Origin of the sequence: Streptomyces ferrugineus, from assembly GCF_015160855.1 — a bacterium.
Lineage (GTDB): Bacteria > Actinomycetota > Actinomycetes > Streptomycetales > Streptomycetaceae > Streptomyces > Streptomyces ferrugineus.
Genome location: NZ_CP063373.1, coordinates 9,094,712 through 9,117,571 on the forward strand (window position 1 = coordinate 9,094,712; position 22,860 = coordinate 9,117,571).

Annotated in this window: 22 protein-coding genes and 1 pseudogene; 8 read left to right on the forward strand and 15 right to left on the reverse strand. The window is 71.1% G+C overall.

The annotated features are described in order from the left end of the window. Window positions 1–29: 29 nt before the first annotated feature. The 3 genes from guaB to IM697_RS40280 form a co-directional block, all read right to left on the reverse strand. Complete coding sequence (gene guaB / locus IM697_RS40270; RefSeq protein ID WP_194041873.1) at window positions 30–1,538, reverse strand: IMP dehydrogenase; 1,509 nt, start codon at window positions 1,536–1,538, stop codon at window positions 30–32. Window positions 1,539–1,692: 154 nt separating this feature from the next. Further along, a complete protein-coding gene (locus IM697_RS40275) occupies window positions 1,693–2,280 on the reverse strand; it encodes a sigma-70 family RNA polymerase sigma factor (RefSeq protein ID WP_190072542.1) in 588 nt (195 codons plus the stop codon). Between the two features lie 329 nt (window positions 2,281–2,609). Further along, complete coding sequence (locus IM697_RS40280) at window positions 2,610–3,221, reverse strand: response regulator transcription factor (RefSeq protein WP_003948568.1); 612 nt, start codon at window positions 3,219–3,221, stop codon at window positions 2,610–2,612. A gap of 382 nt (window positions 3,222–3,603) precedes the next feature. On the opposite strand from IM697_RS40280, the gene IM697_RS40285 reads away from it, so the two are divergent. After that, entirely contained in the window at window positions 3,604–3,933 is a 330-nt protein-coding gene (locus tag IM697_RS40285) for a WhiB family transcriptional regulator (RefSeq protein ID WP_194041875.1), read from the forward strand. 68 nt (window positions 3,934–4,001) lie between these two features. On the opposite strand, the gene IM697_RS40290 is transcribed toward IM697_RS40285, so the two are convergent. Beyond that, window positions 4,002–4,898, reverse strand: a complete 897-nt coding sequence (locus IM697_RS40290) for a LysR family transcriptional regulator (protein ID WP_194041877.1) — start codon at window positions 4,896–4,898, stop codon at window positions 4,002–4,004. A gap of 80 nt (window positions 4,899–4,978) precedes the next feature. Here IM697_RS40290 and IM697_RS40295 point away from each other — a divergent pair, with 80 nt between their 5' ends. The 4 genes from IM697_RS40295 to IM697_RS40310 all read left to right on the forward strand — a co-directional run bounded on the left by IM697_RS40295 (window position 4,979) and on the right by IM697_RS40310 (window position 8,899). Then, window positions 4,979–5,647, forward strand: coding sequence for an MOSC domain-containing protein (locus tag IM697_RS40295; RefSeq protein WP_194041879.1), 669 nt, complete (start codon window positions 4,979–4,981; stop codon window positions 5,645–5,647). A 148-nt stretch (window positions 5,648–5,795) separates the two neighbouring features. Next, entirely contained in the window at window positions 5,796–7,292 is a 1,497-nt protein-coding gene (locus IM697_RS40300; RefSeq protein ID WP_194041881.1) for a multicopper oxidase family protein, read from the forward strand. Between the two features lie 43 nt (window positions 7,293–7,335). After that, entirely contained in the window at window positions 7,336–8,109 is a 774-nt protein-coding gene (locus tag IM697_RS40305; protein ID WP_194041883.1) for an SDR family NAD(P)-dependent oxidoreductase, read from the forward strand. A gap of 82 nt (window positions 8,110–8,191) precedes the next feature. After that, complete coding sequence (locus tag IM697_RS40310; protein WP_194041885.1) at window positions 8,192–8,899, forward strand: ester cyclase; 708 nt, start codon at window positions 8,192–8,194, stop codon at window positions 8,897–8,899. A gap of 67 nt (window positions 8,900–8,966) precedes the next feature. Here the strand turns inward: IM697_RS40310 and groL are convergent, their stop codons facing one another. The 4 genes from groL to IM697_RS40330 form a co-directional block, all read right to left on the reverse strand. Continuing rightward, the gene (gene groL / locus IM697_RS40315) at window positions 8,967–10,595 is read right to left on the reverse strand and encodes a chaperonin GroEL (protein ID WP_194041887.1); all 1,629 of its coding nucleotides are present in this window, start codon (window positions 10,593–10,595) and stop codon (window positions 8,967–8,969) included. A gap of 120 nt (window positions 10,596–10,715) precedes the next feature. Further along, complete coding sequence (gene groES, locus IM697_RS40320) at window positions 10,716–11,024, reverse strand: co-chaperone GroES (RefSeq protein WP_055493212.1); 309 nt, start codon at window positions 11,022–11,024, stop codon at window positions 10,716–10,718. A 200-nt stretch (window positions 11,025–11,224) separates the two neighbouring features. Continuing rightward, window positions 11,225–12,040: a polysaccharide deacetylase family protein gene (locus IM697_RS40325; protein WP_228044365.1), complete on the reverse strand. Its 816-nt coding sequence runs from the start codon at window positions 12,038–12,040 to the stop codon at window positions 11,225–11,227. After that, window positions 12,037–13,044, reverse strand: a complete 1,008-nt coding sequence (locus IM697_RS40330; protein WP_194041889.1) for a polysaccharide deacetylase family protein — start codon at window positions 13,042–13,044, stop codon at window positions 12,037–12,039. The genes IM697_RS40325 and IM697_RS40330 overlap by 4 nt, the downstream gene beginning before the upstream one ends. Window positions 13,045–13,134: 90 nt before the next feature. Between IM697_RS40330 and IM697_RS40335 the strand changes: the two genes are divergently transcribed. Continuing rightward, on the forward strand, window positions 13,135–14,298 hold the full coding sequence (locus IM697_RS40335; RefSeq protein WP_194041891.1) for a class I SAM-dependent methyltransferase: 1,164 nt from the start codon (window positions 13,135–13,137) through the stop codon (window positions 14,296–14,298). Here the strand turns inward: IM697_RS40335 and IM697_RS40340 are convergent. Next, entirely contained in the window at window positions 14,295–15,575 is a 1,281-nt protein-coding gene (locus IM697_RS40340; protein WP_194041893.1) for an RNA polymerase sigma factor, read from the reverse strand. The genes IM697_RS40335 and IM697_RS40340 overlap by 4 nt on opposite strands. Before the next feature lie 46 nt (window positions 15,576–15,621). Further along, complete coding sequence (locus tag IM697_RS40345; RefSeq protein WP_194041895.1) at window positions 15,622–15,975, reverse strand: YciI family protein; 354 nt, start codon at window positions 15,973–15,975, stop codon at window positions 15,622–15,624. A gap of 107 nt (window positions 15,976–16,082) precedes the next feature. On the opposite strand from IM697_RS40345, the pseudogene IM697_RS46120 reads away from it, so the two are divergent. Beyond that, a pseudogene (locus IM697_RS46120) lies at window positions 16,083–16,228 on the forward strand (DUF6624 domain-containing protein); the annotation flags it as partial. A gap of 11 nt (window positions 16,229–16,239) precedes the next feature. On the opposite strand, the gene IM697_RS40350 reads toward IM697_RS46120, so the two are convergent. Further along, window positions 16,240–17,289 (reverse strand): LCP family protein, encoded by a 1,050-nt coding sequence (locus tag IM697_RS40350; RefSeq protein WP_194041897.1) that lies wholly within the window; start codon window positions 17,287–17,289, stop codon window positions 16,240–16,242. Window positions 17,290–17,449: 160 nt separating this feature from the next. Further along, a complete protein-coding gene (locus IM697_RS40355) occupies window positions 17,450–18,592 on the reverse strand; it encodes a LacI family DNA-binding transcriptional regulator (protein ID WP_194041899.1) in 1,143 nt (380 codons plus the stop codon). Between the two features lie 122 nt (window positions 18,593–18,714). Here IM697_RS40355 and IM697_RS40360 point away from each other — a divergent pair, with 122 nt between their 5' ends. Next, the gene (locus IM697_RS40360; RefSeq protein WP_194041901.1) at window positions 18,715–21,030 is read left to right on the forward strand and encodes a beta-xylosidase/alpha-l-arabinosidase; all 2,316 of its coding nucleotides are present in this window, start codon (window positions 18,715–18,717) and stop codon (window positions 21,028–21,030) included. Here IM697_RS40360 and IM697_RS40365 read toward each other — a convergent pair. From IM697_RS40365 to rimI, 3 genes are read right to left on the reverse strand one after another with little or no spacing between them, the layout of a single operon-like run. Continuing rightward, a complete protein-coding gene (locus IM697_RS40365; RefSeq protein ID WP_194041903.1) occupies window positions 21,024–21,278 on the reverse strand; it encodes a hypothetical protein in 255 nt (84 codons plus the stop codon). The genes IM697_RS40360 and IM697_RS40365 overlap by 7 nt on opposite strands. After that, window positions 21,275–22,372, reverse strand: a complete 1,098-nt coding sequence (gene tsaD / locus IM697_RS40370; protein ID WP_194041905.1) for a tRNA (adenosine(37)-N6)-threonylcarbamoyltransferase complex transferase subunit TsaD — start codon at window positions 22,370–22,372, stop codon at window positions 21,275–21,277. The genes IM697_RS40365 and tsaD overlap by 4 nt, the downstream gene beginning before the upstream one ends. Then, window positions 22,365–22,859: a ribosomal protein S18-alanine N-acetyltransferase gene (rimI, locus tag IM697_RS40375; protein ID WP_228045134.1), complete on the reverse strand. Its 495-nt coding sequence runs from the start codon at window positions 22,857–22,859 to the stop codon at window positions 22,365–22,367. Before rimI ends, tsaD begins: the two co-directional genes overlap by 8 nt. Window position 22,860 lies beyond the last annotated feature (1 nt).

Genomic DNA, 22,860 nt, shown 5'->3' on the forward strand with positions numbered 1-22,860 from the left:
TCCGGGGCCGCCCTCGGGAAGCCTGGTGGCTACTTGCTACGGCTGTAGTTCGGCGCCTCGACCGTCATCTGGATGTCGTGCGGGTGGCTCTCCTTCAGGCCCGCCGAGGTGATCCGGACGAACCGGCCCTTGTCCTGGAGGTCGGGGACCGTCCTGCCGCCGACGTAGAACATCGACTGGCGCAGGCCGCCGACGAGCTGGTGGACGACCGAGTGCAGCGGGCCGCGGTAGGGCACCTGGCCCTCGATGCCCTCGGGGACGAGCTGCTCGTCGGAGGCGACGCCCTCCTGGAAGTAGCGGTCCTTGGAGAACGACTTGCGGTCACCGCGGGTCTGCATGGCGCCGAGCGAGCCCATGCCGCGGTACGACTTGAACTGCTTGCCGTTGATGAACAGCAGCTCGCCCGGGGACTCCTCGCAGCCCGCGAGCAGCGAGCCCAGCATCACGGTGTCGGCGCCCGCGACCAGGGCCTTGGCGATGTCGCCGGAGTACTGCAGGCCGCCGTCGCCGATGACCGGGATGCCGGCCTCCTTGGCGGCGAGCGAGGCCTCGTAGATGGCGGTGACCTGCGGGACGCCGATGCCGGCGACGACCCGGGTCGTACAGATGGAGCCGGGGCCGACGCCGACCTTGATGCCGTCCACGCCGGAGTCGATGAGCGCCTGGGCGCCGTCCTTGGTGGCGATGTTGCCGCCGATGACGTCGACGCCGGACGAGTTGGACTTGATCTTGGCGACCATGTCGCCGACCAGGCGGGAGTGGCCGTGCGCGGTGTCCACGACGATGAAGTCGACGCCGGCCTCGATGAGCGCCTGGGCGCGCTCGAAGGAGTCACCGGCGACGCCCACCGCGGCGCCGACGAGCAGGCGGCCCTCGGCGTCCTTGGCGGCGTTCGGGTACTTCTCCGCCTTGACGAAGTCCTTGACCGTGATCAGGCCCTTGAGGACGCCCTGGTCGTCGACCAGCGGCAGCTTCTCGATCTTGTGCTTGCGCAGCAGCTCCATGGCCTCGACGCCGGAGATGCCGACCTTGCCGGTGACCAGCGGCATCGGCGTCATGACCTCGCGCACCCGGCGCGTGCGGTCGCTCTCGAAGGCCATGTCACGGTTGGTGACGATGCCGAGCAGCTTGCCCGCGGGGTCGGTGACCGGGATGCCGCTGATGCGGAACTTGCCGCACATCGCGTCGGCCTCGCCGAGCGTGGCGTCCGGGTGGATGGTGATCGGGTTGGCCACCATGCCGGACTCGGAGCGCTTCACCAGGTCGACCTGGTTGGCCTGGTCCTCGATGGAGAGGTTGCGGTGCAGTACGCCGACGCCGCCCTGGCGGGCCATCGCGATCGCCATGCGCGACTCGGTGACCTTGTCCATGGCGGCGGACAGCAGCGGGATGTTGACCCGCACGTTCTTGGAGACGTACGAGGCGGTGTCGATCTCGTCGGGTGCCATGTCCGACGGGCCCGGCAGCAGCAGCACGTCGTCGTAGGTCAGCCCGAGGGTTGCGAATTTGCCGGGCACTCCGTCGACGTTGGCAGTCATGACACCTTCCCCAAATGGCCTTGATCGGTGCGGATGTCCATGCTAACGGGAAGCACGGGTGTCACATTCCACGGTTCGGTACGGCTGCGGGCTTCGTATGTTCGTACGGAACCGAGGAGAAGCCTGTTCATTCCGGGGCGCACACAAGGGAGCGCTACTGCTCGGCCAGTGCGCGCAGCCTGCTCAGCGCCCGGTGCTGGGCCACCCGGACCGCTCCGGGTGACATTCCCAACATCTGCCCCGTCTCCTCGGCCGTCAAGCCGACGGCGATCCTCAGCAGCAGCAGCTCCCGCTGGTTCTCGGGCAGGTTGGCCAGGAGTTTCTTGGCCCACTCGGCGTCGCTGCTGAGCAGCGCCCGCTCCTCCGGGCCGAGGGAGTCGTCCGGGCGCTCGGGCATCTCGTCCGAGGGGACGGCCGTGGAACCGGGGTGCCGCATCGCCGCCCGCTGCAGGTCCGCGACCTTGTGCGCGGCGATGGCGAAGACGAACGCCTCGAAGGGGCGCCCGGTGTCCCGGTAGCGCGGCAGCGCGAGCAGGACGGCGACGCAGACCTCCTGGGCGAGGTCCTCGACGAAGTGGCGGGCGTCGCCCGGAAGGCGGGACAGCCTGGTGCGGCAGTAGCGCAGGGCCAGGGGGTGGACATGCGCGAGCAGATCGTGCGTGGCCTGCTCGTCGCCGTCCACGGCGCGATGGACGAGTGCACCGATCGCCCCTGCGGCTTTGGCCGCCTCGTCGTCGCGCATCGGTCCATGGTGCCCTGCGCCCGTACGGTCCGTGGCATCGCGCCCGATGTTGTGCACCGAAGCGTTATGAGCAGGTGCGCCGGAACTCATCCCCTGCGCCCTCCCCTTCCGCTCGACCGACTCGTCCCCGAGAGACTCCACACCTCAAGGATGCGGCATCCGCGGCGAAACGAGCACCGGGCACCGGGGGAGCCGCTTGACCAACCTCGTACCCGCGCCCCTTCAGGGGCGCGGGACTGCATCGATGTGCGGCTACCGCCGCGCGCGCGACCAGCCACGAAGGACCCGCAGCCGCCGGACAGCACAACGCGGCACCCACAGTGGCGCGACTAGCGAACCAGCCCCCACCGGAACCCGAGCGCCACCGCATGCGCCCGGTCCGAAGCACCGAGCTTCTTGAACAACCGCCGGGCGTGCGTCTTGACCGTGTCCTCGGAGAGGAACAGCTCACGGCCGATCTCCGCGTTGGAACGGCCGTGGCTCATACCTTCGAGCACCTGGATCTCACGCGCCGTGAGCGTCGGCGCGGCGCCCATCTCGGCGGACCGCAGCCGCCGCGGGGCGAGCCGCCAGGTCGGATCGGCGAGGGCCTGCGTGACGGTCGCCCGCAACTCCGCGCGCGACGCGTCCTTGTGCAGATACCCACGCGCGCCGGCGGCCACCGCGAGAGCGACCCCGTCCAGGTCCTCGGCGACCGTGAGCATGATGATGCGCGCACCGGGGTCGGCGGACAGCAGCCGCCGCACGGTCTCGACGCCGCCCAGGCCGGGCATGCGTACGTCCATCAGGATCAGGTCCGAGCGGTCGGCGCCCCAGCGGCGGAGGACTTCCTCGCCGTTGGCCGCCGTCGTCACGCGCTCGACGCCGGGCACGGTCGCGACCGCGCGGCGAAGCGCCTCTCGGGCAAGCGGGGAGTCGTCGCAGACGAGGACGGATGTCATGGCCGCCCTCCGCAGCTGATGCACGTCACCTTGAGCCTCCAGGCTGGTACGAAATCGTCACCTGTGCGGTCGACCGGCTCGGACGCCTGCCCGAGCGCTTGTTGCTTTCAACCGCCTCCGCCCTCTCAACGACGGTCACTCGAAAGAGTTACGGGGGCATGTGCCGTCTTCGGCACTCTACGTGAGGGGACGGACACGGGGCAGACATGCACGGCGGACCCTCAACGTTTCATCACAACCCATGCCCCATTCAGCCCTTTTTCTTCCTGTTTCTTGGCGTTTGGGGCTAGATTCGCAATGAGTCATATTTTCATCTCCTTAGATCGTAGATGTACGGTCGTAGACACTGTATCCGCCCATAACGGCTGCAAGGGGTCACGCAATGGCAGATTTCTCCCGCCTTCCCGGACCGAACGCGGACCTGTGGGACTGGCAGCTGCTGGCTGCCTGCCGCGGGGTGGACAGCTCGCTCTTCTTTCATCCGGAGGGCGAGCGCGGTGCGGCTCGGAGCGCTCGAGAGAACTCGGCCAAGGAGGTCTGCATGAGGTGCCCCGTGCGCGCGCAGTGCGCCGCGCACGCGCTGGCGGTACGCGAACCGTACGGCGTCTGGGGCGGCTTGACCGAGGACGAGCGCGAGGAGCTCATGGGGCGGGCACGCAACCGGCTGGTGTCGGCATCGACGACCAGCGGCGAGGCCGGTCCGAACACCTGAAGGAACGTTTCTGCACTCAGGGCACGCGCGTGCGTGCCCTTCCTTCTGCGCTGTCTGACGGCGCGGCCCTAGCGGGCAGCGGCCCGTGCCAGTTGCTCCAGCGTCGCCGCGACGGCCGGGACCTGTGCGAGGTCGGGCAGGGTGAGCGCGACGATCTCCCGGCGGACGGCCGGTTCCAGCGTCAGCACGCGCGCACCCCGTGGCCGTACGGACTCGACGGCGAGCTGGGGCAGGACGGCCACGCCCAGGCCGGCGCCCACCAGGCCGACGACCGCCGGATAGTCGTCGGTGGCGAAGTCGATGCGGGGAGTGAAGCCGGCGCCCTCGCACACCTCGACCAACTGTCCCCGGCAGCGCGGGCACCCGGCGATCCACGGCTCGGCCGCGAGCTCCCCGATGGCGACGGACCCCGCGCGCGCGAGCCGGTGCCGTTCCGGTACGAGGCCGACGAGACGGTCCGTCAGCAGGGGACGGACGACGAGGTCGTCCCACTCCCCCTCCTGGGCCGCGCCCTCGTACCGGAAGGCGAGCGCCACGTCGCAGTCGCCCTCGCGCAGCAGTTCGACGGACTTCGGCGGCTCGGCCTCCTCCAGGGAGACACGGGTGCCGGGGTGCGCGGCGCGCAGGGCGGCGAGGGCGGTCGGGACGAGGGTGGAGCTGCCGCTGGGGAAGGAGACGAGGCGTACCCGTCCGGCGCGCAGGCCGGCGATGGCGGCGACCTCCTCCTCGGCGGCGGTGAGCCCGGCCAGGATCCCGGCGGCGTGCCGCACCAGGGCCTCGCCGGCCTGGGTCAGCCGCATCTCACGCCCGCTGCGGACCAGCAGGGGTGTGCCGACGGACGCCTCCAGGGCCTTCATCTGCTGGCTCACGGCGGGCTGGGTGCAGCCCAGCTCGCGCCCCGCCGCGGAGAAGGAACCGGTGGCGGCGACGGCGCGCAGCACGCGGAGATGACGGGCCTCGATCACAGGTAGAGCATAAGCGAGCCTTGGGTATGCCGCGGGATAATGCATGGACGCTTTGACTGCTGGTCGCCTACCGTGCCGTCATGAAGCTTCTGTCTGTGAACCTGGGCCGCCGTAAGCATGTGCCGTACACGGACCACCCGGAGGGCGTGACCGGCATCGACAAGCAGCCGGTGGAGGGGCCGGTGCGGCTGGCGGCGCCCGGGCCCAAGGGGACCGGTGGGAGCGGTGTGGCCGGGGACGAGGTGTGCAGCCTGCGCCATCACGGCGGGGACGACCAGGCCGTGTACGCGGTGGCGCGCGAGGACCTCGACGACTGGGAGCGCGAGCTGGGGCGCCCGCTGGCGAACGGCGGCTTCGGCGAGAACCTCACGACCTCCGGGCTGGACGTCTCCGGCGCGCTGATCGGCGAGCGCTGGCGGATCGGGTCGGCGGTGGTGCTGGAGGTGACGTCCGGCCGGATTCCCTGTCTCACCTTCCAGGGCCATGTGGGTGAGAAGCAGTGGGTGAAGCGGTTCACGGCGAAGGGCGCGCCGGGCGCGTATCTGCGGGTGATCGAGCCGGGCGAGATCAAGGCGGGCGACGCGCTGGAGATCATCCACCGGCCGGACCACGACGTCACGGTGGCGCTTCAGTTCCGGGCGGTGACGACGCACCGCAAGCTGCTGCCGCGGCTGCTGGCGGCGGGTGAGGCACTGCACCCCGAGTCGCTGGAGGCGGCGCGGAAGTATGTGGCGCAGCACGGAGCCTGACGGTACGACAGCTAGAGCTCTTCGGCCGGTCGACCGTACGCCGCACGGCTCCTAGGGGGAAACCCCGTAAGCGCGGCGGGGGTTGGCTCGGGGTGGGCCGGGGGACGACCCGGATGTTCGGTGGGCGGTGGTCGAGGACGCTCGAAGCATGTCCCGCGTCAAGCGTGTCCTCATCGTTCTCGGCTCCGTCGTCACCGTCTTCGCGCTGACGGTCGGCGGCCTGTTCGCCTGGCTGTGGACCGGCGCCGACGTCAGCACGGTCGGCAAGGCGTCGTTCGACAACGCGCTGGCGATACCGCCGCTGGCCGCCTCGACCGTCGACAAGGACGGCACGCGCGTCTTCGACCTGCGGATGCGCGCGGGTGAGACGGAGTTCAAGGACGGGCTGAGGACTCCGACATGGGGGTTCAACGGCTCCTATCTCGGCCCGACGCTCCGCGCGGCGCGTGGCGAGAAGGTCCGCGTGCGCATAGCGAACGGGCTCGACGAGGCATCCAGCGTGCACTGGCACGGCATGCACCTGCCCGCGCGGATGGACGGCGGCCCGCACCAGATGATCGCCGCCGGTGGCACCTGGGCTCCGCACTGGACCGTGGACCAACCGGCCGCGACGCTCTGGTACCACCCGCACCCGCACGGTGCGACCGAACGGCATGTGCGCAAGGGCCTGGCCGGCATGTTCATCCTCGACGACGAGAAGTCCGGGGAACTGGCCCTGCCGAAGCGGTACGGAGTCGACGACCTGCCCGTCATCGTGCAGGACGTGCGCTTCGACGGCGCGAAGCTCGACGGCGGCCGCAGGATGATGCAGAACGTGGGCTTCCTCGGCGACCGGACGATGGTCAACGGCACACTGCGCCCCTACCGGGAGATCGGCGACGAGCTCATACGGCTGCGGCTGCTCAACGCCTCGACCGCGCGGACGTACTCCTTCGGCTTCCCGGACGACCGCGCCTTCTCCCTGATAGCCACCGACGGAGGTCTGCTGGAGCGGCCGGAGCCCATGGACCGCGTCCAACTGTCACCGGGTGAGCGCGCCGAGATCGTCGTACGGATGCGGGCGGGTGAGCGCGCGATGCTGCGCAGCTTCCCGCAGGACGACTACGGGGACGGCTGGCAGCGGCGGTTCGGCGGGGGCGACGACTCCTTCGACGTGCTGGAGCTGCGGGCGGCGGAGGAGCTCCGCCCCTCACCCGCGATACCGGCCGCGCTGGGCGAGCTGGAGACACCGGACGGCTCGGACGCGGTGCGTGGGCGGCACTTCGACCTGAAACGGTCCGGTATCAACGGGCGCGCGATGGACATGGGCCGCGTCGACGAGACGGTCACGCGGGGGACGACGGAGGTGTGGACGGTCCGCAACGGCAACGGCATGCCGCACAACTTCCATGTGCACGACGTGCAGTTCCGAGTGCTGGAGGTGAACGGCGAGGCGCCGCCGGCCGCGCTGCGCGGTCCGAAGGACACGGTGTTCGTGCCGCACGGGACGACCATGAGGCTGGCGCTGCGCTTCACCGGGCCCGCGGACCCGGAGACGCCGTACATGTACCACTGCCATCTGCTGTACCACGAGGACGAAGGGATGATGGGTCAGTTCGTGGTGGTCGACAAGGGACAGCGGGCGTCGGGGCACCGGCACGGCTGAGCGGGGAGCGGAAGCGTCCGGTCCGGGTCACTAATCTTGCGCCATGACAACGGCATTGATTACGGGATCGACCGCGGGTATCGGCGCCGCGTTCGCGCGGCGGCTGGCCGCTGACGGACACGACCTCGTCCTGGTGGCCCGGGACACCAAGCGGCTGCGCGAGCAGGCGACCGAGTTGCACGACCGGCACGGCATCGAGGCCGAGGTGCTGACCGCCGACCTTGCGCAGGACAGCGGCATCGAGTCGGTCGCCGCCCGCCTCGGCGACCGCAGGAACCCCGTCGACCTGCTGATCAACAACGCCGGCTTCGGCAACAAGGGCCGCTATCTCGACGTCTCCATGGCCGACGAGCTGAAGATGCTCAAGGTGCACTGCGAGGCGGTGCTGCGCCTGACGTCGGCGGCTGCGGAGGCGATGCGGGAGCGGGGGCGCGGGGGTGTCGTCAATGTGGCGTCGGTCGCGGCCTTCGTGCCGCGCGGGACGTACGGCGCGTCCAAGGCGTGGGTCGTGCAGTTCACGCAGGGGGCGGCGCGGGACCTGGCCGGGAGCGGGGTGCGGTTGATGGCGCTGTGCCCGGGGTTCGTGCGGACCGAGTTCCATGAGCGGGCCGGGATGGGGACGGACAACATTCCCGGGTGGATGTGGCTGGACGCGGACAAGCTGGTGGCGGCGGCGCTAGCGGATCTGGCGCGGGGGAAGGCGGTGTCGATTCCGGACCCCCGGTACAAGGTGCTCCTGGGGGCGGCGAAGCTGGTGCCTCGGGGGATGCTCGGTGGGATCAGTTCGAGGACGGGGCGGAAGTACGGGCCGCAGTGAGCCGAGCGGAGGAACAAGCAGCCGAAACGCCATAAAATCTTGCATGTCGGTCGTACCGGACTCGGGCGTCGGGAGGTGCCCCATGACCTTCGTGCAGCTCATCGATTGCAGGACCAGCCGTTTCGACGAGATGAACCGGCTGATGGACAGGTGGGTCGAGCAGACCAAGGGGAAGCGGACGGCGACGCACGACATCATCGGGAGCGACCGGTCCGACGCGTCGCACTTCATCGAGATCGTGGAGTTCCCGTCGTACGAGGAGGCGATGCGCAATTCCCATCTCCCGGAGACCGACCGGATCTTCCAGGAGATGGTCGCGCTCTGCGACGAGACGCCGACCTTCACGGATCTGGACGTGGTGCGGGACGAGCAGCTGTACGACGCCTCCGCGCGCAGGTTCTTCGAGACGCTGGGCGGCAAGGGCGAGCTGCCGCCGCTCAACGATCTGCTCGTGGAGGACTACCACGACCACGATCCGTCCAACCCGCAGGACGCCATCGGCATGGACGCGATCAGGCGCGAGCTCGAGATGTGGCGGAGCGCTTTCGACTTCTCGTTCACGATCGAGGACCAGGTGGCCCAGGGTGACCGGGTGTGCACCCGGTGGACGTGGAACGGGACGCACAAGGGCGACTTCCTCGGGATCGCCGCCACCGGCAAGAAGGTCTCCATGACCGGGACGACCGTCCAGCGGTTCAGTGCGGAGGGGAAGATCGTCGAGGGATGGTGGCAGTACGACCGGCTCGGGCTGATGGCCCAACTCGGGGCTCTGGAGGGGCTGGAGCGGTAGCCGACGGCAACGGCGGAGGCCCGGCACCCCAAGGGTGCCGGGCCTCAGTGCTGACGTGTGTCAGTCGTCAGTGGGCGTGCCCGTGGCCGTGGCCACCGGCGGCCGCCGGCTCCTCCTCTTCCTTCTTCTCGACGACCAGGGTCTCGGTCGTCAGAAGCAGGGAGGCGATGGAGGCGGCGTTCTCCAGGGCGGAGCGGGTGACCTTGACCGGGTCGATGACACCGGCCTTGACCAGGTCGCCGTACTCGCCGGTCGCGGCGTTGTAGCCGTTGCCCTTGTCGAGCTCGGCCACCTTGGAGACGATCACGTAGCCCTCGAGGCCGGCGTTCTCGGCGATCCAGCGCAGCGGCTCGACGGCGGCGCGGCGGACGACCGCGACACCCGTGGCCTCGTCGCCGGTCTTGTCGAGGTTGCCCTCCAGGACCTTCACCGCGTGGACGAGCGCGGAGCCACCACCGGAGACGATGCCCTCCTCGACCGCGGCGCGGGTCGCGGAGATGGCGTCCTCCAGACGGTGCTTCTTCTCCTTCAGCTCCACCTCGGTGGCGGCGCCGACCTTGATCACGCACACGCCGCCGGCCAGCTTCGCGAGGCGCTCCTGGAGCTTCTCGCGGTCCCAGTCGGAGTCGGTGTTCTCGATCTCGGCCTTGATCTGGGCGACGCGGCCCTGGACGTCGTCGGACTTGCCGGCGCCGTCGACGAGGGTCGTGTCGTCCTTGGTGACCGTGACGCGGCGGGCGGTGCCCAGCACGTCCAGGCCGGCCTGGTCGAGCTTGAGGCCGACCTCCTCGGAGATGACCGTGGCGCCGGTGAGGACAGCCATGTCCTGCAGCATCGCCTTGCGGCGGTCGCCGAAGCCGGGGGCCTTGACCGCGACCGCGTTGAAGGTGCCGCGGATCTTGTTGACGACCAGGGTCGACAGGGCCTCGCCCTCGACGTCCTCGGCGATGATCAGCAGCGGCTTGGAGGAGCCGGCCTGAATGACCTTCTCCAGCAGCGGCAGCAGGTCCTGGATGGAGGAGATCTTGCCCTGGTTGATGAGGATGTACGGGTCCTCCAGGACGGCCTCCATGCGCTCCTGGTCCGTCACGAAGTACGGCGACAGGTAGCCCTTGTCGAAGGCCATGCCCTCGGTGAAGTCCAGCTCCAGACCGAAGGTGTTGGACTCCTCGACGGTGATGACACCGTCCTTGCCGACCTTGTCCATCGCCTCGGCGATGAGCTCGCCGACCTGCTGGTCCTGGGCGGACAGCGCGGCCACGGCGGCGATGTCGGACTTCTCGTCGATCGGGCGGGCGGAGGCGAGGAGGTCCTCGGAGACCGCGGCGACCGCGGCGTCGATGCCCTTCTTCAGCAGCGCCGGGGAGGCACCCGCGGCGACGTTCTTCAGGCCCTCGCGCACCAGCGCCTGGGCGAGCACGGTGGCGGTGGTCGTACCGTCACCCGCGATGTCGTTGGTCTTGGTCGCCACCTCCTTCACCAGCTGGGCGCCGAGGTTCTCGTACGGGTCCTCGACCTCGACCTCGCGGGCGATGGTGACGCCGTCGTTGGTGATGGTGGGCGCGCCGAACTTCTTGTCGATGACGACGTTGCGGCCCTTGGGGCCGATCGTCACCTTGACCGTGTCGGCCAGCTTGTTGACGCCGCGCTCGAGGGCGCGACGGGCGTCCTCGTCGAACTTCAGGATCTTCGCCATGACAGCGGGAGCCCTCTCGAAATCTGTGGGTTCAAAAGACACTGCGCCCCGGGCGCCCGGCTTCTTGTGTGGTCGCGGGGGCCAGGGGCGCAGCTGGAAGCAGAATGCTTCGAGGTGGTCTTACTTCTCGATGATCGCGAGCACGTCGCGAGCCGAGAGGACGAGGTACTCCTCGCCGTTGTACTTCACCTCGGTGCCGCCGTACTTGCTGTACAGCACGATGTCGCCGGTCTTGACGTCGAGCGGCAGGCGCTCGCCGTTCTCGAAGCGGCCCGGGCCCACGGCCAGGACGACGCCCTCCTGGGGCTTCTCCTTGGCAGTGTCCGGGATGACCAGGCCAGAGGCCGTGGTCTGCTCGGCGTCCAGCGGCTGGACCACGATGCGGTCCTCGAGCGGCTTGATGGCAACCTTGGAGCTGGCGGTCGTCACGATCCGACCTCCCCCTTCGGAGATCTCACGGGGTTAACTGTCTGAGGTGGCGACCAGGTCGATCCGTCGTCGCGGGTGCCGGACCTGCCCGTCGCGTAGTTGGCACTCTCCAGGGGGGAGTGCCAAAGCCGAGACTATGACCGTGATTAGCACTCGGTCAAGCGGACTGCTAATTCACTGCGCTGACCGAGCCGCTCCCGCTACACGTAGTCCTCCAGCCGGCCCACCGTCAGCCCTCTCGCCTGGATCTCCCGCAGCAGCCTCGTCGTCCGCTCCCGCAGGCTCAGCCCGGTCGGCTCGCTCGACGGGACGGAGACGATGTCGCCGGCGCGCAGTCGGCGGGGGCCCTTCGCGTACGTCAGTTCGCCGTCGCCCTCCATCGCCGCCCGCCACAGCACGACCGCCGTCACGCCGCAGTGGGCCGCGGCGCGGAGCGTGGTGGTGTCGTACGTGCCGTAGGGCGGGCGGAAGAGGCGGGGACGGACGCCGAAGCGGGCGCGGAGTTTGCTCTGCTGGCCGCAGATCTCGGCGCGCTGGCCGGCGTACGGCAGACCGCGCAGGGCGGCGTGGTCGAGGGTGTGGTTCTGGATCGAGGCGCCGACCGCGCGCAGCCGCGCGAAGTGGCCGTAGCCCGGGCCGACCACGCTGTCCGTGAGGAACATGCTGACGGGCAGCCGTAGCTCTCGGACCATGTCGACGAAGCGAGGGTCCTTCTCGGCGCCGTCGTCGTAGGTGAGGAAGATGACCCTGTCGCGGGTGGGGACGCGGTGCACGACCGGCAGCGGCTCCCCGGTCGAGCGCACCGGCCGGTGGGCGGGCGGGGGCGGCGGTGCGGGCAGCGGGGCGGTCAGGCCCCAGTGGCGGTACGGCCGGGGCGAGTGCGCCGCGTTCTTCGCCGAGCGCTCCGTGTGCCCGGCCGGTTCGCCGCGCGGGTCGGCCGGGCCGGCGCACCCGGCGAGCAGGGCGGACGCCAGGGCCGTGGCGGCCAGCGCCCGCGCCCCGGGCACCGACCTCACAGGTAGTCCTCCAGCCGGGCCACCGCGTACCCCTCGGCCGTCACCTTGTTCAGGAACCGGCGGATCATGTCGGGCATTGTGCCCTTCCAGTCGTCCCGGCCCCGGAAATGAGTGAGCACGATGTCACCCGGTCGGATCTTCCGGTCCCACTCGCGGTAGTCCCAGTGGTCGACGAAGACCTCCTCGTTCCACAGCGGGACGTACTTGATGCCGCAGGACTTCGCGGCGCGCAGGCTGTCCCGGTTGTAGTTGCCGAAGGGCGGGCGGAAGAGCAGCGGACGCTTGCCGTAACGCTCCTCGATGACCTCCTGCATGCCGCAGATCTCGATCTGCTGGCGGCGGAAGGACAGGGCCGGGAGGTAGGGGTGGTGCAGGGTGTGGTTGTTCAGGACCACGCCACTGCGCTGCATCCGCCCGAAGTAGCCGTAGTCCTCCTTGATCAGGTAGTTGCTGAGGAAGGCGGTGTACGGCACTTGCAGGTCGTCCATCATCCGCAGGAACGTCGGGTCCTTCTCGGCGCCGTCGTCGATGGTGAGGAAGACGACGCGCTGCTTGGTCGGGATGGTCGTGAAGACGGGGGGCAGGCCGAGTTCCTCGTGGCCGGCGACCTCGAAGCCCTTGCGGGTGGTGATCCGCGGCTTCTTGGCCGGGGGCGGCGGTGGCGTGAGCGGGACACCGTCCAGGCGCCAGCGTCTGGCGGCGGCGATGCGGGCGGCGCGGGCCTCTTGGGCGGACCGGAACTTCCTGGCCGGTGGTTCCGGGGTGGCGGCAGGGGGCGGTGCCTTGAGGGGGTGACGGCCCGGAGTGGGGCCCTCGGCCGCGCCGCCGGGGCCGGCCACGCCGCCCTGCGCACAGCCGGAGGCGATGGCCGCGACGGTGAGCACGGCGAGAACGCCGTGGACGCGGGATCGCAGGACCGTCCGGGGGCGACGCGCTGCCGGCCCACGATGCCCTGCCGCCGCCCGACTTCCGATGTTTTTGTCATTTTGTACTACTAGTCGCATGGAGCCGGATCTTGGCAGGCCGCCGCCCCGAAGCCGGTCCGACACCGCCGCAGGAGGCGGACCATCCACCGACTGGCCGACAATGACCCGGTGAACGACCACCTCGCCCCCCTCCTCACCCCCGAGGGCCGCGCCCTCCTCGACGCCGTCCGGGACACCGACCCCGCCGACGAGTTGGCCGTCGCCACCAGGCTGCGCCGCGAGCACCCCGCCGAGCTGGTGTCGGCGGCGCTCGGGCAGGCGCGGCTGCGGCAGCGGGCGGTGGCGAAGTTCGGGGCGGCGGACGCGGGGCGGATGTTCTTCACGCCGAACGGGGTCGAGCAGTCCACGCGGGCGAGTGTCGCGGCGTACCGGGCGGAGCGCCTGAGGGATCTCGGCGTCACCTCCGTCGCCGACCTGTGCTGCGGGATCGGGGGCGACGCGATCGCGTTGGCGCGGGCCGGGATCCGGGTGCTGGCGGTGGACCGGGATCCGGTGACGGCGGCGGTGGCGCGGGCGAACATGGCCGGCCTCGGGCTCGCCGGGCTCGTCGAGGTGCGGGAGGCGGACGTCACCGAGGTGGACACCGCCGGCTATGACGCCGTGTTCGTCGACCCCGCCCGGCGGGGAGGCCGCGGCAGGATCTTCGATCCCGAGGCGTACTCGCCGCCGCTGTCGTGGGCCGTGGAGGCCGCCCGCAGGGCGCCGCGTGCCGCGCTGAAGATCGCGCCCGGGATCCCCCACGAGATGGTCCCGGACGACGCCGAGGCCGAGTGGATCTCGGACGGCGGGGACGTGAAGGAGGCGGTGCTGTGGTTCGGCACCGACCCCGGCGCGGTGCGGGCCACCCTGCTGCCGGGCCCGCGCTCGCTGCTCTCCCGCGGTCTTCCCGACCCGCGAGTCCGGCCCGTCGGACGGTACTTGTACGAGCCCGACGGCGCCGTCATCCGCGCCCATCTGGTCGCCGAGGTCGCCGACCGGCTCGACGGCGGGCTGATCGACGCGACCATCGCGTACGTCACGGCGGACGAGCTGCGGCCGACGCGGTACGCGACGGCGTACGAGATCACCGATCAGCTCCCCTTCAACGTCAAGAAGTTGAAGGCGCTGCTGCGGGAGCGGGAGGTGGGTGTGCTCACCGTCAAGAAGCGGGGCTCCGCCGTCGAGCCGGAGGAGCTGCGCCGGAAGGTCAAGCCGCGGGGGCCGGGCTCGGCGACGGTGTTCCTGACCCGGGTGGCGGGGGCACCGACGATGCTGGTCGGCCGCCCCGCCTAGGGCGCCGCCCGCTTCAGCAGCATCTGCCGTTCGCGCACGTTGCGGGTCAGCGCCGCCGCCCGCTCGAACTCCGCGCGCGCCTCCGCCGTACGGCCGAGACGCAGCAGCAGGTCGCCGCGCACGCTCGGCAGCAAGTGGTAGTCCCGCAGGGCAGGTTCGGCGGCGACCGCGTCGACGATCTCCAGGGCGGGCTCCGGGCCCTCGGCCATCGACACGGCGACGGCGCGGTTCAGCTCGACCACCGGGGAGGGGGATCGGGCGGCCAGGAGGCCGTACAGCGTCGCGATGGCCTTCCAGTCGGTCTCCTCGTACGTGTACGCGTGCGCGTGGCAGGCGGCGATCGCGGCCTGGAGGGCGTACGGGCCCGGGGCGCCCGTGGCCGTGGCGTCGGCGCGGGACAGGGCCTTGATGCCGCGGGCGATGAGCATGCGGTTCCAGCGGCTGCGGTGCTGGTCCTCGAGGAGGACCGGTTCGCCCGACGGGCCGGTGCGGGCCGCCGTGCGGGAGGCCTGGAACTCCAGCAGGGCCGTCAGACCGTGCACCTCCGGCTCCTTCGGCATCAGTCCCGACAGCACGCGGGCCAGGCGCAGCGCGTCCTCGCACAGGGCCGGGCGCAGCAGGTCGTCGCCGGCCGTGGCGGCGTAGCCCTCGTTGAAGATCAGGTAGATGACGTCGAGGACCGAGCCGAGACGGGCCTCGCGGTCGGGGCCGTAGGGGACCTCGAAGGCGACGTTCCGGGTGGCGAGCGTGCGCTTGGCACGCACGATGCGCTGGGCGACGGTCGCCTCCGGCACCAGGAAGGCGCGGGCGATCTCCGGTGTGGTCAGGCCGCCGAGCAGGCGCAGGGTGAGGGCGATGCGGGCCTGCGGCGACAGCACCGGGTGGCAGGTGGTGAAGACCAGGCGGAGCAGGTCGTCGTCGATGTCGTCCGGGTCGTAGCGGGCCGACGGCTCCTCGGGCGGTGCCGCCGTCTCCAGGTCGCGGCCGATCTCGGCGAGCTTGCGGGCGTAGTTCTCACGGCGGCGGATCAGGTCCACGGCACGGTGCTTGGCGGCGGCCGTGAGCCAGGCGCCGGGGTTGTCCGGGACGCCGTCCCGGGGCCACTGCTCCAGGGCGGCGACCAGCGCGTCCTGCGCGAGTTCCTCGGCGATGCCGACGTCGCGGACCATGCGGGTGACGGTGGCGATGACGCGCGGGAACTCGATGCGGAAGACGGTCTCGACGGTGGCGGCCAGAGAGCGGCCGGGGTCTGGGGTGGGCTGGGGCTGCGGTTCCACAGCCCACCATCAGACACCCGTACGCCGACGGAGCCAAGGAACCGGCTCAGCCCTCGACGATCTCGCGCACCTCGCAGGTCATGGTCCAGTGGTCTTCGTGGATCTTCAGGAACCGCTTGGTCCACTCGATCGCCTCGGCCCGGTCCTTGCACTGCATGAGCGCGTATCCGCCGATGACCTCCTTGGCCTCGGTGAACGGCCCGTCGGTCACGGAGAGCTGTCCGCCCTCGTAGTGCACCCGGGTGCCCTGGGCGGTCGGGGTCAGCCCGGCGGTGTCGAGCAGGACACCCGCCTTCGTCATCTCCTCGATCAGCTCGCCCATGCGCTGCATCAGCGCGTCGCTGGGGCCCTCGGCGGCGGCCGACTCGTCGACACGGATCATGGAGAGATAGCGCGGCATGGTGACTCCTCGGATTCGGTGACCGGTCCTGCCCGGCCTCTCACCCCCGCGTCGAACGGGAGGCACCCGAATCGACACGCTCCCCGGATTTCTTTCGATGAATTCTGCATGCCGACCGGCAACTCGACGTCCAGCGCCACGCGTCGCGCCTCCTGGAACAGGCTTCCTTCGCGACCGCACCCTCGTCAACGAGGGCCGCGAGCAGGTCTACGGCACCCGCATGGACGAACGGCGCGCGCAGGCCGGCATCGAGGAGCTGGCCCGTCAGCGCAGCGACTCCCACAGTTCGCTCGCCTCGGGCTCGTTCGCGACCACACGGTTGCGGTCCGACGGGGCCGGCAGCACCGGCATGGTCACCGTCCTCGCCGTGTCCGACGACAGCCCGTCCAGGCTCTGCCCGAGCCTCATCAGCTCGCTCAGGGAGTCCAGGCCCGTGTCGGTGGTGAGGCTGCTCGTCACCGCGTCGGCGACGCGGTAGAGCCGGGCGGGGTCGGTGCGGAGGCCGGCGGCGGAGATCTGGTCCAGCAGGGCCTTCACCAGCCTCTGTTGCAGACCTATGCGGCCGAGGTCGCTGCCGTCGCCTATGCCGTGCCGGGTGCGGGCCAGCGCCAGGGCCTGCTCGCCGTCCAGGTGGTGGGTGCCGGCCGCGAGACGGAGGTGGCTGTCCTCGTCGTCGATGTCCTCGTCCGTCGTGACGGTGACGCCGCCCAGCGCGTCCACCAGCTTCGCGAAGCCCGCGAAGTCGATCTCGATGTAGTGGTCCATGCGGATGTTCGTGAGCGACTCGACCGTCTTCACCGCGCACACGGGCCCGCCGACGGCGTACGCGCTGTTGAACATCGCGCCGTACGCCACCCGCGTCGAACCACCCGACGGCAGCGGGCAGGACGGGCGGGTGACGAGGGTGTCGCGCGGGATGCTGACGATCGTCGCCCCGGCGCGACCGGCGTCGAGATGGACCACCATCGCCGTGTCCGAGCGGGCGCCGGTACTGCTGCCGCCGCCGAGCTCCTGGTTCTCCTCGCCGCTGCGCGAGTCGGAGCCCAGGACCAGGATGTTCAGGGACTCCGTGGGCAGCGGGGACGCGGAGGCCGACGGCGACGGCGTCGTGACCGCCTTCGCGGGGCGGTCGTCGCCGAGCGCGTTGTCGATGTCGACGCTCTTGATGTTGGCGTTCAGCTGCCAGAAGGCCCAGCCGGCCGCGCCCGCACCCAGCACCAGCGCGCCCGCGAGGACGAGGCCGGCGGTCTTCAGCGCTGCCGACCGCCGGCCCACCCGTCTGCCGTCGTCCCCGTTCTCGTCTCGTCCGGTCACGGGAAGGAACGTAAGTCCGAATTATTACGGGCAGGAACAGCAGACCGGCTTTTCTTCGGAAAATCTCAGACTTCTGCCGCCCGAGCAGACGAGCCGGACTCATCCGGCGGGGATCCGAAAGTTTCGGTCGACCAACCGATTGACTTCGGCGAGCCTTCCGCTAAACCGCCGGAGGCTCCGCCGTACTGCTGCGCACCACCAGGCTCGTGGCCAGCTCCACCCGCGTGGCCGCCGGCGTCCCCTCCTCCCGCGCCAGATCCAGGACCAGCTTCGCCGCCGCCTCCGCCATCTCCGTCAGCGGCTGCCGTACGGTCGTCAGCGGCGGCCCCACCCAGCGCGCGATCGGCAGATCGTCGAAGCCGACCACGCTCACGTCCTCCGGGATCCGCAGCCCCAGCTCGCGCGCGGCCTCGTACAGCCCGAGCGCCTGGAGGTCGTTGCCGGCGAAGACGGCGGTGGGCCGGTCCGGCCGGCGCAGCAGCTCGAGGCCCTGCCGGTAGCCGGTCTCGTGGTGGAAGTCGCCGGGCCGCACGAGGTCGGGGTCGGCCGGGAGCCCGGCGGTCTCCAGGGCGGCGCGGTAGCCGTCGATGCGGGCGCGGCTGCACATCATGCGGGACGGGCCGGTGATCGCGCCGATCCTGCGGTGGCCCAGCTCGACCAGGTGCCGGGTGGCGGCGAGTCCGCCCTGCCAGTTGGTCGCGCCGATGGACGGCACGTCGGCGCCCGGGTCGCCCGCCGGGTCCATCACCACGAACGGGATCGACCGGCTGGTCAGCAGCGCACGCTGGGACTCGTCGAGCCCGGACAGCACGAGGACCACCCCGTGCGGTCGCCGCGCCGCGACCTGGTCGGCCCAGGTCCGGCCCGGGGTCAGCCGCCCCGCGCTCTCGCTGAGCACCACGCTCAGCCCGGCGTCCCGGGCGACGTTCTCCACCCCCCGGATGACCTCCATCGCCCACGCGCTCTCCAGCTCGTGGAAGACCAGGTCGATCAGCGGCGAGCGGCTGGCCTCGGCACGCCGTCGGCGGTAGCCGTGGGCGCGCAGCAGCTCCTCGACGCGGGTGCGGGTGGCCGGGGCGACGTCGGCGCGTCCGTTGAGGACCTTCGAAACAGTCGGTGCGGAGACGCCCGCCTCACGGGCGATCTCGGCGAGTGTCGCGGTCTGCGCGGACCGGCCGGTGGCCGGCGCCGTCGTCGTGGTGGTGGTCGTGCGGGTCTGCGACGTCGCCGACCGGTTCGCCGACTCTGTCGACCGGGTTTCCGACTCTGTCGTCCGGGTTTCAGCGGGCTCACGGGCTGTCATGGCGGCGATCGTATCCCTGCGCGACCTCTTGACGAACCCTTCTCACCGGCCCTAGGTTCCCGGAACATTCGAGGTGAATAACGAAACATTCGCGAGTGGGCCATCGCCCCGACAGGAGTTTCATGACCACCGCCCCCTGGCGCGACCCCGCCCTGCCCGCCGCCGCCCGCGTCGACGACCTCCTCTCCCGGATGACCCTTCAGGAGAAGACCGCCCAGCTCTACGGCGTGTGGGTGGGCGCCGCCACGGACGGCGAGGGAGTCGCCCCGCACCAGCAGGACATGACCGCCGACTACGACTGGGACGAGCTGATCACCCACGGCCTGGGCCAGCTCACCCGCTCCTTCGGCACCGCCCCCGTGGACCCGGCGCTGGGCGCGCTGGCACTGGCCCGCGCCCAGCGCCGTATCGTCGAGGCGGGCCGTTTCGGCATTCCCGCGGTCGCCCACGAGGAGTGCCTGGCCGGCTTCACGGCCTGGCAGGCCACGGCCTACCCGGTCCCGCTGGCGTGGGGTGCCACCTTCGATCCCCCGCTGGTCGAGGAGATGGCCCGGCGCATCGGCGAGGACCTGCGCTCGGTCGGCGTCCACCAGGGTCTGGCGCCGGTCCTGGACGTCGTACGCGATCCGCGCTGGGGCCGGGTCGAGGAGACCGTCGGCGAGGATCCGTACCTGACCGGCACCATCGCCGCGGCCTACGTCCGGGGCCTCGAATCGGCCGGGGTCATCGCCACGCTCAAGCACTTCGCCGGATACGCCTCGTCGGCGGGCGCACGCAACCTCGCGCCGGTGCGGGCGGGCGTACGGGAGCTCGCGGACATCACGCTCCCGCCGTTCGAGATGGCGCTGCGCGAGGGCGGGGCGCGGTCGGTGATGGCGGCGTACAACGAGACGGACGGCGTGCCGGCCTCCGCCGACCCGGCCCTGCTCACCGAACTCCTGCGCGAGCAGTGGGGCTTCACGGGAACGGTCGTGTCCGACTACTTCGGCGTCGACTTCCTCCAGACCCTGCACCGCGTCGCCGGTACCCCCGCCGGGGCCGCGCACGCGGCGCTGGCCGCCGGTCTCGACGTGGAGCTGCCGACGCTGAAGTGCTACGGGAAACCGCTGCTGGAGGCGGTGCGGGCGGGTGAGGTACCGGAGGAGCTGGTGGACCGCGCGGCCCGCCGGGTCCTGCTCCAGAAGTGCGAGCTGGGCCTGCTGGACGAGAACTGGGCCCCGCAGCCGCCGACGGCACCCGTCGACCTGGACTCCCCCGCGAACCGCGCGCTGGCCCGCCGTCTGGCCGAGGAGTCCGTGGTGCTGCTGGACAACCCGGACGGCGTGCTGCCGCTGCCCCCGGACGCCCGTGTCGCGGTCGTGGGCCCGCGTGCGGCGGACGCCCTGGCGATGCTCGGCTGCTACTCCTTCCCGTCCCACGTCCTCACGCACCACCCCGAGGTGCCGATGGGCATCGAGATCCCCACGGTCCTGGAATCGCTTCGCGCCGAACTCCCCGACGCCAAGGTGACGTTCGCCGAGGGCTGCGGAGTCTCGGACCCGGACACGGCCGGCTTCGATGAGGCGGTGGCGCGCACGTCGGAGGCGGACGTGTGCCTGGCGGTACTGGGCGACCGGGCGGGCCTGTTCGGCCGGGGCACGTCGGGCGAGGGCTGCGATGTGACGGACCTGCGGCTGCCCGGCGTCCAGGCCGATCTGCTGGACGCCCTGGTCGCGACCGGCGTCCCCGTCGTCCTGGTCCTGCTGACCGGCCGCCCGTACGCCCTGGGCCGCTGGCACGGACGGCTGGCCGCGGTGGTCCAGGCCTTCTTCCCGGGTGAGGAGGGCGGCCCGGCGGTGGCGGGAGTGCTGTCGGGCCGTGTGAACCCCTCGGGGCGGTTGCCGGTGAGTGTGCCGCGGGTGCCCGGGGGGCAGCCGTGGACGTATCTGCAGCCGCCGTTGGGGCTGGCCGGGGAGGTCAGCAACCTGGATCCGACGCCGTCGTACGCGTTCGGACATGGGCACTCCTACACGACGTTCGCATGGGAGAACGCCACGGGCGGCGAGGACCCGGCCGAGATCGGCACCGACGGCTCGTACGACGTGTCGGTCACGGTCCGCAACACGGGCGACCGGGCGGGCGCGGAGGTCGTCCAGCTGTACCTGCACGACCCGGTGGCATCGGTGACCCGGCCCGATGTGCGGCTGATCGGGTACCGACGGGTGGAGTTGGCACCGGGTGAGGCAAGCCGGGTGACCTTCCGCTTCCACGCGGACCTGTCGTCGTTCACGGACCGCACGGGGCGGCGCGTCGTCGAACCGGGCGTACTGGAGCTGCGGTTGGCGGCGTCCAGCCGGGACGTACGGCACACGGCGCGGCTGACACTCACCGGGCCGGTACGGGAGCTCGGCTCCGGGCGACGGTTGCTGTGTGACTCAGAGGTGTCGGAGCGTCAGTGACCCACCGACTCGAACCGCCACCGATGCACCGCCCGGCTAACCAACGCGCCGTCGGGCTCGGGCAGTTCGGGCAGCTCCGCGTCGAACTCCGCATCCCACCACGTGATGACGAGCACCCGGTCCCCCGGCGCCCGAAACGCCTCCCGCCGCAGCGGCCGTACCGCGAACTCCTGCGCCCGGGCCCACGCGAGCAGTTCCTCCCCCCGCCCGGGAACCGCCCGCGCCTCCCACATCAACGCGACCGTCACGAGTACAGGTTCTCCTTGCTGACCTCGTGCACATGGTCGTGGCTGCCCGGCACATGAGGGTCCGTCACCGGCAGTGAGGAGTCCGCCGACAGGTCCCAGCTCGACGCCGGCCGGCCCCGCGCCACCATCTCCGCGCCCAGCGCCGCCACCATCGCCCCGTTGTCCGTGCACAGCTTCGGCCGCGGCACCCGCAGCCGGATCCCCGCCGTCTCGCACCGCTCCTGGGCCAGCGCCCGCAGCCGGGAGTTGGCGGCGACGCCGCCGCCGATCATGAGGTGGTCGACGCCCTCGTCCTTGCAGGCGCGCACCGCCTTGCGGGTGAGGACGTCGACGACCGCCTCCTGGAAGGAGGCCGCGACATCGCGCACCGGAACGTCCTCGCCCGCCGCCCGCTTGGCCTCGATCCAGCGGGCCACCGCAGTCTTCAGGCCGGAGAAGGAGAAGTCGTACGCCGGATCGCGCGGGCCGGTCAGACCGCGCGGAAACGCGATCGCCTCCGCGTCACCCTCCTTCGCGTAGCGGTCGATGACCGGACCGCCGGGGAAGCCCAGGTTCAGCACCCGGGCGATCTTGTCGAAGGCCTCGCCCGCCGCGTCGTCGATGGTGGCGCCCATCGGGCGGACGTCGGAGGTGATGTCCGACGAGAGCAGCAGCGAGGAGTGGCCGCCGCTGACCAGCAGCGCCATCGTCGGCTCCGGCAGCGCGCCGTGTTCGAGCTGGTCCACACAGATGTGGGAGGCGAGGTGGTTGACGCCGTAGAGCGGCTTGCCCAGCGCGTAGGCGTACGCCTTCGCCGCCGACACGCCGACCAGCAGCGCGCCCGCGAGGCCCGGGCCGGCGGTCACCGCGATGCCGTCGAGGTCGCGGGCGCTCACCCCGGCCTCCTTCAGCGCGCGGTCGATGGTCGGCACCATCGCCTCCAGGTGCGCCCGGGAGGCGACCTCCGGCACCACACCGCCGAAGCGGGCGTGCTCGTCGACGCTGGAGGCGACGGCGTCGGCGAGCAGCGTGGTGCCGCGGACGATGCCGACGCCGGTCTCGTCACAGGAGGTCTCGATGCCCAGGACGAGGGGAACGTCTCGCGAGTCAGCCATTGATCTCGGTTCCTTGTACGGAGTTTTCAGGGGCGGTCAGTCGCATCACCAGGGCGTCCACGTTCCCCGGCTGGTAGTAGCCGCGCCGGAAGCCGATGGCCTCGAAGCCGAAGCGCTCGTACAGCTTCTGCGCGCGGACGTTGTCCACGCGGCACTCCAGCATCACCTCGGCGCACTCGAAGTCGGTCGCAGCGCGCAGCAGTTCGGTCAGGAGGCGGCCGCCGAGTCCCGTGCCCCAGTGGTCGCGGGCGACGGCGATGGTCTGGATGTCGGCCAGGTCGCCGGAGGAGGCGAGGCCGGCGTAGCCGACGATCCGCCCGCCGTCCTCGGCCACCACATAACGCCGGGTCGCCCCGGGCCCCCGGGAGTGAGCCAGCTCGGACCAGAACATGCCCCGGGACCAGGCGTCCTCGGGGAAGAGGTCCTTCTCCAGCTCCAGCACGGCGTCGATGTCCCACCAGCGCAGCTCGCGCAGCACCGCTTGCACC

Coding starts and splice junctions, on each gene's coding strand:
- guaB (WP_194041873.1), bottom strand. CDS start 1,538: ATGACTGCCAACGTCGACGGAGTGCCCGGCAAATTCGCAACCCTCGGG.
- IM697_RS40275 (WP_190072542.1), bottom strand. CDS start 2,280: ATGCGCGACGACGAGGCGGCCAAAGCCGCAGGGGCGATCGGTGCACTC.
- IM697_RS40280 (WP_003948568.1), bottom strand. CDS start 3,221: ATGACATCCGTCCTCGTCTGCGACGACTCCCCGCTTGCCCGAGAGGCG.
- IM697_RS40285 (WP_194041875.1), top strand. CDS start 3,604: ATGGCAGATTTCTCCCGCCTTCCCGGACCGAACGCGGACCTGTGGGAC.
- IM697_RS40295 (WP_194041879.1), top strand. CDS start 4,979: ATGAAGCTTCTGTCTGTGAACCTGGGCCGCCGTAAGCATGTGCCGTAC.
- IM697_RS40300 (WP_194041881.1), top strand. CDS start 5,796: ATGTCCCGCGTCAAGCGTGTCCTCATCGTTCTCGGCTCCGTCGTCACC.
- IM697_RS40305 (WP_194041883.1), top strand. CDS start 7,336: ATGACAACGGCATTGATTACGGGATCGACCGCGGGTATCGGCGCCGCG.
- IM697_RS40310 (WP_194041885.1), top strand. CDS start 8,192: ATGACCTTCGTGCAGCTCATCGATTGCAGGACCAGCCGTTTCGACGAG.
- groL (WP_194041887.1), bottom strand. CDS start 10,595: ATGGCGAAGATCCTGAAGTTCGACGAGGACGCCCGTCGCGCCCTCGAG.
- IM697_RS40330 (WP_194041889.1), bottom strand. CDS start 13,044: ATGCGACTAGTAGTACAAAATGACAAAAACATCGGAAGTCGGGCGGCG.
- IM697_RS40345 (WP_194041895.1), bottom strand. CDS start 15,975: ATGCCGCGCTATCTCTCCATGATCCGTGTCGACGAGTCGGCCGCCGCC.
- IM697_RS40355 (WP_194041899.1), bottom strand. CDS start 18,592: ATGACAGCCCGTGAGCCCGCTGAAACCCGGACGACAGAGTCGGAAACC.
- IM697_RS40360 (WP_194041901.1), top strand. CDS start 18,715: ATGACCACCGCCCCCTGGCGCGACCCCGCCCTGCCCGCCGCCGCCCGC.
- tsaD (WP_194041905.1), bottom strand. CDS start 22,372: ATGGCTGACTCGCGAGACGTTCCCCTCGTCCTGGGCATCGAGACCTCC.